At 66.2% G+C, this 13,473-nt stretch carries 12 protein-coding genes; 6 read left to right on the top strand and 6 right to left on the bottom strand.

What is annotated here, in order from left to right; genetic code table 11:
- Positions 1-58: 58 nt before the first annotated feature.
- The gene (locus ACVOMC_RS07785; protein ID WP_481523488.1) at positions 59-625 is read right to left on the bottom strand and encodes a response regulator transcription factor; all 567 of its coding nucleotides are present in this window, start codon (positions 623-625) and stop codon (positions 59-61) included.
- Complete coding sequence (locus tag ACVOMC_RS07790; RefSeq protein ID WP_481523489.1) at positions 622-1,851, bottom strand: ATP-binding protein; 1,230 nt, start codon at positions 1,849-1,851, stop codon at positions 622-624. The genes ACVOMC_RS07785 and ACVOMC_RS07790 overlap by 4 nt, the downstream gene beginning before the upstream one ends.
- A gap of 83 nt (positions 1,852-1,934) precedes the next feature.
- On the opposite strand from ACVOMC_RS07790, the gene ispG reads away from it, so the two are divergent.
- From ispG to ACVOMC_RS07805, 3 genes are all read left to right on the top strand, one after another.
- The gene (gene ispG / locus ACVOMC_RS07795) at positions 1,935-3,200 is read left to right on the top strand and encodes a flavodoxin-dependent (E)-4-hydroxy-3-methylbut-2-enyl-diphosphate synthase (protein ID WP_481523490.1); all 1,266 of its coding nucleotides are present in this window, start codon (positions 1,935-1,937) and stop codon (positions 3,198-3,200) included.
- Positions 3,181-3,867 carry a phosphatase PAP2 family protein gene (locus ACVOMC_RS07800; RefSeq protein ID WP_481523491.1) on the top strand — a complete coding sequence of 229 codons (687 nt, stop codon included), beginning with the start codon at positions 3,181-3,183 and terminating at the stop codon, positions 3,865-3,867. The genes ispG and ACVOMC_RS07800 overlap by 20 nt, the downstream gene beginning before the upstream one ends.
- 281 nt (positions 3,868-4,148) lie before the next feature.
- Positions 4,149-4,796: a response regulator gene (locus tag ACVOMC_RS07805; protein WP_057505655.1), complete on the top strand. Its 648-nt coding sequence runs from the start codon at positions 4,149-4,151 to the stop codon at positions 4,794-4,796.
- Between the two features lie 112 nt (positions 4,797-4,908).
- Here the strand turns inward: ACVOMC_RS07805 and ACVOMC_RS07810 are convergent, their stop codons facing one another.
- Complete coding sequence (locus tag ACVOMC_RS07810; RefSeq protein WP_481523492.1) at positions 4,909-7,962, bottom strand: Rne/Rng family ribonuclease; 3,054 nt, start codon at positions 7,960-7,962, stop codon at positions 4,909-4,911.
- Between the two features lie 411 nt (positions 7,963-8,373).
- Here ACVOMC_RS07810 and ACVOMC_RS07815 point away from each other — a divergent pair, with 411 nt between their 5' ends.
- Entirely contained in the window at positions 8,374-9,348 is a 975-nt protein-coding gene (locus tag ACVOMC_RS07815) for an RluA family pseudouridine synthase (protein WP_481523493.1), read from the top strand.
- A 27-nt stretch (positions 9,349-9,375) separates the two neighbouring features.
- Here ACVOMC_RS07815 and zupT read toward each other — a convergent pair whose 3' ends face one another.
- The 3 genes from zupT to ACVOMC_RS07830 are packed head-to-tail and all read right to left on the bottom strand — an operon-like array spanning position 9,376 to position 10,977.
- Entirely contained in the window at positions 9,376-10,185 is an 810-nt protein-coding gene (gene zupT, locus ACVOMC_RS07820) for a zinc transporter ZupT (protein WP_481523494.1), read from the bottom strand.
- A 26-nt stretch (positions 10,186-10,211) separates the two neighbouring features.
- Complete coding sequence (locus tag ACVOMC_RS07825) at positions 10,212-10,628, bottom strand: energy transducer TonB (protein WP_481523495.1); 417 nt, start codon at positions 10,626-10,628, stop codon at positions 10,212-10,214.
- Position 10,629: 1 nt separating this feature from the next.
- A complete protein-coding gene (locus ACVOMC_RS07830; RefSeq protein WP_481523496.1) occupies positions 10,630-10,977 on the bottom strand; it encodes a 4a-hydroxytetrahydrobiopterin dehydratase in 348 nt (115 codons plus the stop codon).
- Positions 10,978-11,067: 90 nt separating this feature from the next.
- On the opposite strand from ACVOMC_RS07830, the gene ACVOMC_RS07835 reads away from it, so the two are divergent.
- Together ACVOMC_RS07835 and ACVOMC_RS07840 are read left to right on the top strand one after the other, a co-directional pair.
- Positions 11,068-11,667 (top strand): NfuA family Fe-S biogenesis protein, encoded by a 600-nt coding sequence (locus ACVOMC_RS07835; protein ID WP_054659193.1) that lies wholly within the window; start codon positions 11,068-11,070, stop codon positions 11,665-11,667.
- 15 nt (positions 11,668-11,682) lie between these two features.
- Positions 11,683-13,467 (top strand): DNA polymerase III subunit gamma/tau domain-containing protein, encoded by a 1,785-nt coding sequence (locus ACVOMC_RS07840; RefSeq protein WP_481523497.1) that lies wholly within the window; start codon positions 11,683-11,685, stop codon positions 13,465-13,467.
- Positions 13,468-13,473 lie beyond the last annotated feature (6 nt).

The raw sequence follows: 13,473 nt of genomic DNA on the forward strand, positions 1-13,473 counted from the left end.
GCGCGCTGCAGCAGCGTGTGATCAGAAACGCCGTGCAGCGATGCGCGGCGTTTCCCGTTCAGCGGTTGGGATCGCGCTCGGGGCTGGGGCGCTTGGTCAGCTTGCGCTGCAGCGAGCGCCGGTGCATGCCCAGCAGGCGTGCAGCGGCCGAGACATTGCCGCCGGTCTCATGCAGCGCCTGCTGGATGTGCTCCCACTGCAGGCGGCTGATCGGCGTCATCGCATCGGGTGGCTCGACTTCTTCGGGCTCGTCGCCTGCCTCGTCGTCCTCGCCGAGCGCGCGCAGGATCATCTGCACTGTGGCCGGCTTGGGCAGATAGTCATCGGCGCCCAGCTTGATCGCTTCGACCGCGGTCGCGATCGAGGCATAGCCGGTCACCAGCAGAATACGCATGTCCTGACGCAGCTCGCGCAAGGGCTGGATCAGGTTGAGTCCGGATTCGGTGCCAAGCTTGAGGTCGATCAGCGCAAACGCGGGGGGCGCCTGGGTGGCCAGTTGCAGTGCGCTGTCGATATCGGTGGCGGTGATTGTTTCGATGTCGCGCCGGGCAAGGGTGCGCTGCAAAGTGCGCAGATAGAGCGGATCATCGTCGACCAGCAGGCCGTGGGTCACAGGGGTGTTCATGTATTTACCTCGGCATTGTCCAGCGGCAGGCGGAAGCCGACGCGCGCTCCCTGGCCCTCGGCAGGACGCAGCCACAACTCGCCATGCAGGCGTTCAATGGTGGCATGGGACAGCGCCAGGCCGACCCCCATGCCGTCGGTTTTGCCGCTGTTGAACAGGGTGCCGGGCAGCGCGGCGGCGTCGGCATTGAAGCCGGGGCCATAGTCGCGCACTTCGCCGTAGAGCTGGCCGTCCCTTACCTGCAGATCCAGGTCGACTTGCGGGCGTCCTGCGCCTTCGCCGGCATCAGCGGCATTGTTCAACAGCACCTGCAGCAGGTGGCCCACGCCGGGGTCCAGCTTCAGTTGCAGGGGCGCCTCGGGATTGCGTCGCAGCTGGATGGTCGGGCGTACCAGGCGCCATTGTTCAAGCACGCTGCCGATGGATGCCACGCTGCGGCTGCGACGTACGCCTTCGGCGGGAGCCGCCAGCGCCAGGACGCGCTCCCGGCATTGCACCAGCAGCTCGCGCAGGGTTTCCAGGTCCTCGCGCATCTCCGGATCGTCGGCGCATTGCTCGGCGATATCGTCGGTCAGCAGTGTCATGGTCGCCAGCGGGGTGTTGAGTTCGTGCGCCACCGAGGCGGCGTGGGTGGCCAGGGCGACGATGCCTTCGTTGCGTACGAAGCGCTCGCGCAGCAGCGCCAGCTGGTTCTCGCGTTCGCGCAACGCCGCGGCCAGACGGGTGGAGAACACCAGCACCACGACGCTGGAGAGCAGGAAGTTGGCTGCCGCGCCCCAAAGATGCAGGCTCATCGAATCGAAATGGCCGCCTTGCAGCGGCAGACCGAATGCCGCACTGAGCGCATAGCCACCCACGCAGGCGGCGGCTACCGCGTGGGTCCAGCGCAGCGGCAGGGCCAGCGCCGCCAGTGCGATCAGGATCAGGAACAGGGAGCCGAACGGATTGCTGATGCCGCCGCTCCAGCCCACCATCCACGTCAGTACCGTGACATCGACCAGAATGTGGCCAAACGCCGTGGCCGGTGCCACATCGCTGTCATGTACGCGCAGTTGCACGTACAGGTTGAACAGTGCCAGCACGAAGACACCGGCCCACAGCGGCAGTTGTGGCAGCTCCAGCCCCAGCAGCCAGGTGGCGACGAGGATGGTTGCGGCCTGGCCGGCAGTGGCCAGCCAGCGCAGACTGCACAGGGTGCGCAGGAAAGAAGTGTCGCGGGTGTTCATTGGTCAATCGTATGCTGTCGAGGTGGATAAAGCCCACCGCAAGGTTCATGCCCGACGATGGCCAGGCGCGCTAAAATGGCCGCATGCATGACGCCGTGACCCGACCGACTCCGCCCACCGACGCTACCGCGTGGCCCCGCCGCATAACCCAGTCCGTGAATATCGGCGGGGTGAAAGTAGGGGGCGGCCACCCCGTGGTTGTGCAGTCGATGACCAACACCGACACCGCCGATGTAGCCGCCAGCGTGAAACAGGTCGCCGAGTTGTGGCGGGCCGGTTCGGAAATGGTACGACTGACTGTCAACAATCCCGAATCCGCGGCCGCCATTCCGCGCATCGTCGAGAAGCTGGCGATGATGGGCATCGATGTGCCGCTGATCGGTGACTTCCACTACAACGGCCATCAGCTGCTGGGCAACGAACCGGCCTGCGCCGAGGCGTTGGCCAAGTACCGCATCAATCCGGGCAACGTCGGCTTCGGCAAGAAGAAGGACACCCAGTTCGCGCAGCTGATCGAATTCGCCATCAAGTACGACAAGCCGGTACGCATCGGCGCCAACTGGGGCTCGCTGGACCAGTCGCTGGCGGCCAGGCTGATGGACGAGAACAGCCAGCGTGCGCAACCGTGGGATGCCGGCCGCGTGCTGCGCGAGGCGCTGATCCGCTCGGCAATCGATTCGGCCGAAACCGCCGTCGAGCTGGGCCTGCCACGTGACCGCATCGTGTTGTCGGCCAAGGTCAGCGGCGTGCAGGAACTGATCGCGGTCTACCGTGACTTGGCCAACCGCTCCGATTTCGCCCTGCATCTGGGGCTCACCGAAGCCGGCATCGGCAGCAAGGGCATCGTCGCCTCGTCGGCGGCGTTGGCGGTTCTGCTGCAGGAAGGGATCGGCGACACCATCCGCATCTCGCTCACCCCCGAACCGGGCCAGTCGCGCACCCAGGAAGTCATCGTCGCGCAGGAGCTGCTGCAGACCACCGGGCAACGCGCGTTCACGCCAATGGTCACGGCCTGTCCGGGCTGTGGCCGTACCACCTCCGAGTTCTTCCAGGAGCTGGCCAAGGTGGTGCAGAACCACGTGCGCGAGAAGATGCCGGTATGGCGCGTCAGCCATCCGGGTGCGGAGAACATGACGCTGGCGGTGATGGGCTGCATCGTCAACGGTCCGGGCGAATCCCGGCACGCCAACATCGGTATTTCACTGCCAGGTACCGGCGAGACTCCGGCTGCGCCGGTGTTTGTCGACGGCGAGAAGAAAGTGACGCTGCGAGGCGAGAACATCGCCCAGGACTTTGTTGCACTGATCGACAACTACGTTGAAACCCGATATGTACGAAGCTCCGGCTGATTCCCGGAGCGAGGCGGCCGGCCTGCGGCGCTGGTTTGGGCACAATGCGTGGCGGCTGGTACTGCTGTTTGCCGGTGTGCTGCTGCCACTGGCCGGTTTTGTCGCCCTGGCCGACGAGATCCACGAGGCCGAGGCCCTCCATGTCGACCATGCCGTGCTGCTGCGGATGAAGGCGCTGGCCTCTCCGGCGTTGAACGACTTTTTCGTGGTGATGTCCAAGCTGGGTTACCAATGGGGTGTCATTCCGCTTGACGTGCTGATTGTCGGGGCGCTGATTCTGGCTCGGCGTTGGCGGAAAGCGGCATTCGCCACAACGGCATTCGTGGGATCCGCGTTGTTGAACGTGGGCAGCAAGCAGATTTTCCAGCGGGAGCGTCCGACTCTGTGGGAGTCCATTGCGCCGGAAAGTACCTTCAGCTTTCCCAGTGGCCATGCAATGGGATCGATGACGCTGGCACTGACGGTGGTGCTGCTGGCGTGGCCCACGCGCTGGCGCTGGCCGGTAGTGGTTTGGGCGCTGCTGTTCGTCGTGCTGGTTGGTCTGTCACGCATCTATCTGGGCGTGCATTTTCCGTCCGACATTCTGGGCGGCTGGTGTGCGGCCCTGGTATGGGTGCTGGGCGTGTATCTGCTGATGTTTCGACGCCGTCACACTTTTCCTGCCTGACGATTGTCGTATCGGGAAATTCCTAGTGGACAGCGGGCAATGCCCTTATGGCTGGTGGCCAGCCGACAGCTCAGAGTGGCGCGGCTGCTGCAGCTGTTGTGGGGTTGGCTCCGGCGAACAGGCACCCGTCGGTACCTGAAAAACTCCGGCGTCGCCGATTCTGGTCGATAATGCGCAGGGCCCACCACCGGTGGTTGATGAGGGGAATGCCATCAACCGCTGCACGCACTGCAAGGCGTGGCTGGGCTCAATCTGTTGGTTCGTCTTCGGGGAATCCTGCAATGACTGTCCGAGTTTTTTTGATTGACGACCATGCCCTGGTACGCACCGGCATCAAGATGATTCTGGGCGGGCAGGCCGACATCGAGGTGGTGGGTGAGGCCGAGAGTGGTGAGCTGGCCTTGCCGCAGATCCGGCAGCTCAAGCCCGATGTGGTGTTGTGTGATCTACACCTGCCGGGGTTGAGTGGATTGGAAATCACCGAGCGCATCATCAAGGGCAAGCATGGCACGCGGGTCATCATCGTATCGGTGCTGGAAGACGGGCCGATGCCACAGCGGCTGATGGAGGCCGGTGCATCGGGCTATGTGGGCAAGGGCGGTGATGCGCAGGAGCTGGTCAAGGCCATCCGCGATGTCGCGCTGGGCCGTCGCTACCTGGCCAACAGCATCGCCCAGAATCTGGCGCTGGCGAAAATCGGACCGGGCTCGCCGTTCGATGAGCTGTCGCGACGGGAGATGGAAGTTGCCCTGTTGTTGATCCAGGGCTACCGCCAGGAGGAGATCGCGCGCCGGTTGAGCTTGAGTGCGAAGACGGTGAACACGCACAAGACGCGGATGTTCGAAAAGATCAAGGTGCAAGACAACATCGCCTTGGCACGTCTGGCGGCTCAGTACGGCATCGTGGATCCTGCAAGGAACGTGTGTTGACACGTCTGCCGCAGGCGCCCGCCTGACGCGCGCCGGGGAAGGGCGCGGAGCCTTGAAAACAGAAAAGCGGCCTCATGGGCCGCTTTTCTGTTTTTCATATCAGGCGCGTGGATCAGGCGTTGCGCGGTGCCTGGTCCTCTTCCTTCTCCGCGTTGGCTTCTTCCGTCGCCGTCACGACCGCCGGTTCCGCTGCGGCCGGCGGGGGTGCCGGAGCAATTTCCTGCGCGGTCCTGATGACGGCCTGCTCGGCCGGGGCTTCAGTCGCAGGAGCTGGTTCCTGCGCGGTGAACAGTTGCCCATTCTCCGGTTGCACTGCAGCCGGTGCGGATGTGACTGCCGGGGCCTCGACGACCACTTCTGTGACCACCTCCGCCGGAGGGGCGGACGCCGCCGGAGCAGCCGGAGGCGCTGCGTCGGCCGGTACGCTGACGGCCGGTGCGGCAACGATGGCGGTTTCCGGCTCCGCCGCGGTTGGCTGCGGCGCTGCGGCTTCCACCTCGGCGGTAGCCGTGGCCTGCGGGGTGATCTCCACCGGGGCGGCCGCGGCAGCAACAGCGGTGGTTGCAACCGGCGCCGGTGCGGCCGGCTTTTCGGCCTTCACCACGGGTGCCTGCGATGCAGCAGCGGCCGGCTCATCGTCAAAGTCGAACTCCGGCTGCTGGCTGCTCGGCTGGGCTGCGGTATGGACGGCATCGACTTCGCTGTCATCCAGTGCATCCGCGTTGTCGTCGTCCGTACCGGTGATATCGGTGTTGCCCGCGGCGTCAGCCCCTCCGCGACGGCGGCGGCGGCCACCGCGGCGACCGCGGCGGCGACGGCTGCCGCCTTCACCATTGCCTTCGTCGCTGTTGGCGGAGGGTTCGGTCCCGTTCTCGATTTCCGTTGCCGCGATGGCGATCTGCTCTTCGGCGGTGACCGCCGCGTTGAGTGCCTGCGTGACGGGCGCCTTGTCCTGCACCACGGTTTCCATGGCGTCCGCGACTTCACCGGCTGCTACCGGCGGGGCGGGCATGGGCTTGACCTCGGCCGGGATGGCGCCCGCCCGTGCGGCTTCCGCGTTCGGCTGACGGGGCTGCTTCTCGGATGCGGCGGCTGTGGTCTTGTCGCTCTCCTGCTGCGGCCTGGGCTGCTTCTGCGGCTTGGGCTGCTTCGGCTGCTTGGGTTGCTGCTCGTTGTTGCGCGGCTGCTTGGGCTGCTGCGGCTGCTCGTTGCGCGGCTGCTTGGATGGCGATGGCTGCAGGTTGTCCTGCGTCTGCGACGCCGGACTGGTCGCGTTCTGGCGCCGATCGTCCTTGCGTTCATCGCGACGGTTGCCATTGCGGGCCTGTTGCGGCTGGCCATTGCCGCCCCCGTTGCCACGATTGCCTTCGCGGCGCTGGTTGCGGTCATTGCGGTTGCCGCGGCCGCCTTCCGGCCGCTGTGGCTGGGCCGGCTGCGCGGCAGCGCTCGGCTCGCCACCGAACACGCGCTTGAGCCAGCCCATCACGCCGCCGGCAACCGGTGCTGCGGGCGCTGCGACGGGAGCGGGAGCCGGGATTGCCTCGACCACTTCACGGACCGGAGCCGGCTGGCTGTGCTTGACCTGGGTTACCGCCGGTGCCGGCGGGATGTTCAGCTGGGCCTTGGTCAGGGCGTGTACCGGCAGCTTGCGCGGGGTGCCGCGCTGATAGCTCGGCCGTGCGCTTTCCTCGCCCAGCTCGTTGTCGCGCAGGCGGGTGACTTCGTAGTGCGGGGTGTGCAGCTGCTCGTCGGCGACGATGACGATCGGGGCATCGTGGCGCTGCTCGATCTCGCGCAGCGCGCTGCGCTTTTCATTGAGCAGGTAGTTGGCGATCTCGACCGGGGCCTGGACCAGCACCTGTCCGGTGTTTTCCTTCATCGCATGCTCTTCGGCCACGCGGATGATGGACAGCGACAGCGACTCGATGCTGCGCATGCGGCCCTGGCCGTCACAACGCGGGCAGACGATCTGGCTGGATTCGCCCAGGCTCGGACGCAGGCGCTGGCGGCTCATTTCCATCAGGCCAAAGCGCGAGATGCGGCCCAGCTGGACGCGGGCGCGGTCGTACTTCAGCGCATTCTGCAGGCGGTTCTCGACTTCGCGCTGGTGCTTGCTGGAGGACATGTCGATGAAGTCGATGACCACCAGGCCGCCCAGGTCGCGCAGGCGCAACTGGCGGGCGACTTCTTCGGCCGCTTCCAGATTGGTCTGGAAGGCGGTGTCTTCGATGTCGCTGCCCTTGGTGGAGCGGGCCGAGTTGACGTCGATGGCGGTCAGCGCCTCGGTCTGGTCAACCACGATCGAGCCGCCGGACGGCAGGCGCACGTTGCGTTCGTAGATCGCCTCGATCTGCGATTCGATCTGGAAGCGGTTGAACAGCGGGATGTCGTCCTTGTAATGCTTGAGCTTGCGCAGGGTCTGCGGCATCACCTGCTGCATGAAGTCGCGTGCGGTCTCGTACAGCTCTTCGGTGTCGACCAGGATCTCGCCGACGTCGCTGCGCAGGTAGTCACGCAGGGCGCGCACGATCAGGCGCGACTCCTGATAGATCAGGAACGGGGCCGGCTTGGTCAGTGCGGCTTCGGCGATCGAGCGCCAGACCTGCAGCAGATAGTCCAGATCCCATTGCAGCTCTTCGGCATCGCGGCCGACGCCGGCGGTACGGATGATCACGCCCATGTCGTCGGGGATGTTCAGCTTGTCCAGCGCTTCCTTCAGCGCGGCGCGGTCTTCACCCTCGATGCGACGCGACACGCCGCCGGCAGAGGGGGAATTGGGCATCAGCACCATGTAGCGGCCGGCCAGGGAGATGAAGGTGGTCAGGGCGGCGCCCTTGTTGCCACGCTCTTCCTTGTCGACCTGGACGACGATTTCCTGGCCTTCGCGCAGGAGCTCCTTGATGGTGGCCTTGTTGTGGTCAACGCCGGCCTGGAAGTAATCGCGGGAGATTTCCTTCAGCGGCAGGAAGCCATGGCGGTCACCGCCGTACTCGACAAAGGCGGCCTCGAGCGACGGCTCAAGGCGGGTGATGCGGCCCTTGTAGATGTTGGACTTCTTCTGTTCCTTGGATGGCTGTTCGATATCGATGTCGTACAGGTTCTGCCCGTCGACGATGGCCACGCGCAGTTCTTCGGCCTGCGTGGCATTGATCAGCATTCGCTTCATTGTGCGTTCCTCGCGCGCTGCTACCGCGCGGAACGCCATGGCGTTTCGCCTCTGGACACGGGTCACCGCCCATTCGCGCAGGCGCGGGTAGGGCGGCTTGGGTTTCCAGCGCTGCAACACCACGGCAGGCCGCGGGAGCGCTTCTGTTTCTTGTTTTTAGGTTTTTCAGGGCCGGCGACTGCATCCGGCCGTGGCCGGGGGCGTCGCACGGGACATATGTTTCGTCCAGCACAGATGCTTTGGGCATCTGGCGATGGCCGGAGACGCCGACGAGCCGCTAACATGGCCGCCCCGGGGGCGGTGGCCGCGCACTGTGCCGGATTCGTGGGAAGCGGGGCTTCTGGCCCTGACCAACTTCCAACGAAATCAATCCCTTATATCGCCCCCCGAGTGTAACAGAATAATAGGCTCATGACTGACTCCGAACACCGCCCCACGTCGCCTGCGGGCAAAACCAGTGTGCGCATGATCAAGGTTCCTGAAGACAGGGCCGGACAGCGGCTGGACAACTTCCTGCTGGGCCAGCTCAAGGGTGCTCCGCGCAGCCTGGTCTACAAACTGGTCCGCAGTGGCCAGGTGCGGGTCAATGGTGGCCGGGCCAAGGCCGAGCGCAAACTGGAGGCGGGGGATGAGGTCCGGGTGCCCCCGGTCAGTCTCGCCGAGGCCGGAGAAAAGACGCCCCCGCCCGCCAGTTTCCTGCAGGTGATGGAAGCGGCCATCGTCTTTGAGGACGCCAAATTGCTGGTGATCAACAAGCCGACCGGGGTCGCCAGCCATGGCGGGAGCGGAATCAGCCATGGTGCGATCGAGACGATGCGGGTATTGCGACCCAACCTGAATCTGGAACTGGTGCACCGCCTGGACCGCGACACCTCCGGCCTGCTGATCATGGCCAAGAAGCGCTCGGCGCTGGTCGAGCTGCAGGCGCTGCTCCGGGAAGACCATGGCGGCATCCAGAAGCGTTACCTGACTCTGCTGGCCGGGCGCATGCCCGACGGGGTGATGAGCGTGGACGCGCCATTGCATGTCGGTCTGCGCCAGGGCGGTGAACGTCACGTCCAGGTCAATCCGATCGGCAAGCCCTCGCTGAGCCATTTCCGGGTATTGGAGCGGCGCGGCGGGCACTCCTATTGTGAAGTGCGGATCGAGACCGGCCGTACCCATCAGATCCGCGTGCATGCCCAGCATATCGGCCATCCCGTCGCGGGTGACGACAAATACGGCGATCCTGCCGTCAACAGGCGCTTTCGTGAGCAGATCGGGCTCAAACGCCTGTTCCTGCATGCCGCCTCGCTGGAGTTCGCGCTGGATGGCGGCAAGACCCCGTATCTGCTCAATGCGCCGTTGGCGCCGGAGCTGGCTGAGGCGTTGAATCGGCTGGCCTGAGCCTGGAGTGGTGGGCGCCGCCGGCGCTTACCATTTGAACAGCACCAGACTGATGGCGAGGGTGGCCATGCCGGTCACCAGGCCGTAGACGGTCTCATGGCCCTGGGCGTAGCGCTTGGCGGCCGGCAGCAGTTCGTCCAGCGCCAGGAACACCATGATCCCGGCGATCAGCCCAAACACGACGCCGAAGGTATCGTGCGAGAGCATGTCGGCCAGGGCGAAATAGCCGATCCCCGCGCCTACCGGTTCGGCCAGGCCCGACAGCAGGCTGGCGGCAAAGGCCCAGGATTTCCTGCCGGTGGCGAAGTACACCGGCACGGCGATGGCGATGCCTTCGGGAATGTTGTGGATGGCGATGGCGAAGGCCAGCGGTGCGCCGACCGAGGGGCTTTCCAGGGTGGCGAAGAAGGTGGCCAGGCCTTCGGGGAAGTTGTGCGCGGTGATCGCCAGTGCACTCAGCAGGCCGACACGACGGATGTGGTTGCGGTTGTCGGCGCGCAGGGCGGGGTCCTGCGTATCCAGGGTCTCGTGCGGGTTGGGTATGAGATGGTCGACGGCGGCGATCAGCAGCACCCCGGCCAGAAACGAGAGGGTGCCCCAGGTGAATCCGAGTCTGTCGCCATGGGCCAGGGCGAACGAGGCGATGGATTTGTTCAGGATTTCCGACAGCGACACATAGACCATCGCGCCGCCGGCAAAGGCCAGTCCGAACGCCAGCAGGCGCGGGTTCGGGCGCCGCGAGAACAGCACCATCAGGCTGCCGATGGCGGTGGCCAGGCCGGCAGCCAGCGTCAACGAGAACGCGATCCAGAGATTGCCGCTGGGAATCTCGTGCATCGGATGCGCGCCGGGGGAGAAGAGGTTCAGCCGCCGCGGCGCATCCGCTCCTCGATCGCGAAGCACTCGTCCGGCTTGGGTTGCGGCGGGTTGAAGCTGACCGGCACCTGGATCGTGGTGGGGACCGGCTGGCCGTTGCGGGTGGCCGGCTTGAACTTCCATTCACGCACGCGGGTGATGGCCGAGTCGTCCAGCTGGCTGTTGCCGCTGCTGGTGACCAGTGTCACGTCGGTCGGCGTGCCCTGTGCACCGACCAGTACGTTCAGCACGCTCTTGCCGCCCACGCCGGTACAGGCCAGCTCTGCCGGATAGTCCGGCGGCGGGGTCTGCAGGGCGGCAACCTCGGTGGGGGCGACCACGGCATTGGCCGGTGGCTGCGGCGAATTGCAGGCGCCGAGCACGGCAACGGTGGTCAGGGAGCCCAACAGCAGGCGCAGTTTCATGTCATTGCTCCGTTAGCGCAGAGGCCTTGGCGGCACAGATGAAGTCGTTCTCGCTCAGACCGCCAACGTCGTGGGTGGAAAAGCGCACGACCGCGCGGTCGTAATGCACGCCCAGATCCGGATGGTGATCCTCGGCGTGTGCAATCCACGCCAAGGCGTTCACAAAAGCCATGGTGTGGTAGTAGTTGTCGAAACGGAAGGTGCGCAGCAGTGCCTGGCCGTTCTCGGCCAGTTCCCAGCCGGGAACCTGCGGCAGCAGTTCGGCCAGACGGGCCTGGCCGAGGCGATGCTCGCTGCCTTTGCGTGGAATGCAGCTGGCTTGCGCCAGGGGTATCAGGTCAGGGGCCACGGGAACCTCCATCGGGCAGGGGACTGGACAATGGTGCGCGGGGAAGCAGTGTCCCATCAGCGTCAACCAAGACGCGGCTAGAATACCCGCATGATCCAGATCTCAGATACCGCTCAGACCCATTTCCGCAAGCTCATCGAACGCGAGGCCGTGCCCGGCATGGGCGTGCGCCTGAGTGCCGTCGACCCCGGAACGCCGCGCGCCGATGCGCGCCTGGAGTTCGCCGAACCGGCCGATCTGCTCGGCGACGAATGGGCGATCGATTGCGACGGCTTCACGCTGTATGTGGATGCCACCAGCGTGGGCTGGCTGGACGGTGCCGAAATCGATTACGTCACCCAGGCCGCCGGCACCCAGCAGCTGACCATCAAAGCGCCCAAGATCAAGGGTGAAGCGCCCGGCGAGGCTGCCTCGATGGTCGAGCGCGTGCGCTGGGTGGTTGAAAACGAGATCAACCCGCAGCTGGCCTCGCATGGTGGCCGTGTCGCGGTGCAGGAAGTCTCCGCCGACGGGGTGGTGCTGCTGCGCTTCGGGGGTGGCTGCCATGGCTGTGGCATGGCCGATGTGACCTTGAAGCAGGGGATCGAGAAGACCCTGATGGGCCGGGTGCCCGGTATCACCGCAGTACGCGACGCCACCGACCACGACACCGGTCAGGCGCCCTACATCCCACGCGAAACCGCGGGCTGAGGCGACACCCGCCGCATGCCGGGGACACCGGTCAGTGATCTGGTAAATCTGCTGGCCGCGCGCCGGCAGGTGAGCATTCTGCACGACCGCCGCACGCGCATGCCCTACAGCTGGAGCAACTGGCTGCAGACCCGCGTATCCCGGGCGATCTCCGCCTTCACCCACAGCGAGATGCTGGCCACGGCGGCGGCCAGGCCGGCGCGGCCGTCCCCTGGCGCCGTGCCGCTGTGGCGCACGATGCTGCTGATGTTCTGGCATGGCGGTGATCCGCCGCCGCCTGATCAACGCGGGCTGCGCTGGTTCGCCGGTTTCTTCAGCGCCGGCCTGCATCTGCTGTTTGCGATGCTGCTGCTGTGGGTCGCGCTGGTGCGTAGCAATGCCCCCGAGGACAGTGCCGACGAGGGCGCGCGTGTACAGATCGAATACGTCGGCCGCGGTACGCCCGAGGATGAGGGGGGCGGTACGCCGCAGGCCGCAGTGGCAGCCGGGCAGGTGGCCAATGCCGGGGCTGACACGGTGATCCCGGCGTCTGCGCAGCCAGCGGCAGCGGCGTCGTCTTCGGCTTCGGCCGCGGCGCAGGAGGCGGTCGCTGCTCCGGACTCGACCGCGGAGATGGACGCATTCGAGAGTATGTCGATTGACGCGTCCAAGCCGGTACCGGTTCCCGAACCGACGGCCGAACAACCCTTGCAGGTCACTGAAACGACCCGGCCCACCAGCCGGTTCGTGGTGCCGCCACCGGCCGTGAATGCGCCCATCGTGAGCCCGCGGGTGCAGGCGGTACGGGAACGCACGGTCGAAACCGCGGTGGAACGCCCACAGCCGATGCAGTCGATACGCACCCCGGTCGAGCTGCAGCCGCAGCTGCGGCTGCCACAGGTCCAGGTCCGCGAACGCCAGATCGAGGTGGCACCCTCCCAGCCGGTGGTACTGACCCAGCCGCGCGCGCGCGCGGTCGAAGTGCAGGTGCGGTCGCCCGAATTGGGGGTGGCCGAACGGCAGATCGAGACCGCGCCGCAGCGCAATGTGCCGATGGCGGCGGTAAGGTCACCCGAGATCAATGCGCAGGTGAGTGCGCCGCCGGTGGCGGTGCGCGAACGACAGCTGCCCGGAGTGCCGGATGCGCCAGTAGCCTCGCCCGCGCCCGCCGAGGGGACGATGGCCACAGCCACGGGCAGTGCGCGGGCGGACGTGACCGCTCAGCGTGAAGGAGCTGCCTCGACGGGTATGGCGGCGACATCCGTGCCGCGCTCCGGCAGCAGTGCCGGGGCCGGGCCGAGGCCGCAGGATCGCAGTGGCGGTTGGGCTACGCCCACCCGCGGCGACGACTGGGGCGCCTCACAGCGGCCGATGGCGGGCGATGCTGGCGGGCGGGCGGACCAGGGCGAGGGGCTGTTCAACGCCGATGGCTCGGTGCGACTGGCTGGCAGCGAAGGGCGGGCCCAGGATTCACCGCGCGGTGCGCCGGGAGGCGAGTCGGACAGCTGGAGCCGTGAGCGCATCGCCCAGTCCGGCACCTGGCTCAAGCGCCCGCCGTACGACTACACGCCGACCTCGCTCGACAAGTACTGGGTGCCCAGCGAGTCGCTGCTGGCCGAGTGGGTGCGCAAGGGCATCAAGAGCATCGAGATTCCGATTCCCGGCTCCAGCAGCAGGATTTCCTGCGTGGTGTCGCTGCTGCAGTTCGGCGGCGGCTGCGGCCTGACCGATCCGAACATGCAGGAGCAGCCGGCCGAGGCACGGCCGCCGCCGGATATCCCGTTCAAGAGGGAATTGCAGGAAGACAACGGCAGCCGCTGATGCGTG

The sequence above is a fragment of the Stenotrophomonas sp. STEN014 genome (assembly GCF_056760315.1).

What these genes read in the sequence shown, in the direction of transcription:
- ACVOMC_RS07800 (WP_481523491.1), top strand. Translation starts at nt 3,181, where the DNA reads ATGTACGAAGCTCCGGCTGATTCCCGGAGCGAGGCGGCCGGCCTGCGG.
- zupT (WP_481523494.1), bottom strand. Translation starts at nt 10,185, where the DNA reads ATGCACGAGATTCCCAGCGGCAATCTCTGGATCGCGTTCTCGTTGACG.
- ACVOMC_RS07825 (WP_481523495.1), bottom strand. Translation starts at nt 10,628, where the DNA reads ATGAAACTGCGCCTGCTGTTGGGCTCCCTGACCACCGTTGCCGTGCTC.
- ACVOMC_RS07785 (WP_481523488.1), bottom strand. Translation starts at nt 625, where the DNA reads ATGAACACCCCTGTGACCCACGGCCTGCTGGTCGACGATGATCCGCTC.
- ACVOMC_RS07835 (WP_054659193.1), top strand. Translation starts at nt 11,068, where the DNA reads ATGATCCAGATCTCAGATACCGCTCAGACCCATTTCCGCAAGCTCATC.
- ACVOMC_RS07805 (WP_057505655.1), top strand. Translation starts at nt 4,149, where the DNA reads ATGACTGTCCGAGTTTTTTTGATTGACGACCATGCCCTGGTACGCACC.
- ispG (WP_481523490.1), top strand. Translation starts at nt 1,935, where the DNA reads ATGCATGACGCCGTGACCCGACCGACTCCGCCCACCGACGCTACCGCG.
- ACVOMC_RS07810 (WP_481523492.1), bottom strand. Translation starts at nt 7,962, where the DNA reads ATGAAGCGAATGCTGATCAATGCCACGCAGGCCGAAGAACTGCGCGTG.
- ACVOMC_RS07815 (WP_481523493.1), top strand. Translation starts at nt 8,374, where the DNA reads ATGACTGACTCCGAACACCGCCCCACGTCGCCTGCGGGCAAAACCAGT.
- ACVOMC_RS07790 (WP_481523489.1), bottom strand. Translation starts at nt 1,851, where the DNA reads ATGAACACCCGCGACACTTCTTTCCTGCGCACCCTGTGCAGTCTGCGC.
- ACVOMC_RS07840 (WP_481523497.1), top strand. Translation starts at nt 11,683, where the DNA reads ATGCCGGGGACACCGGTCAGTGATCTGGTAAATCTGCTGGCCGCGCGC.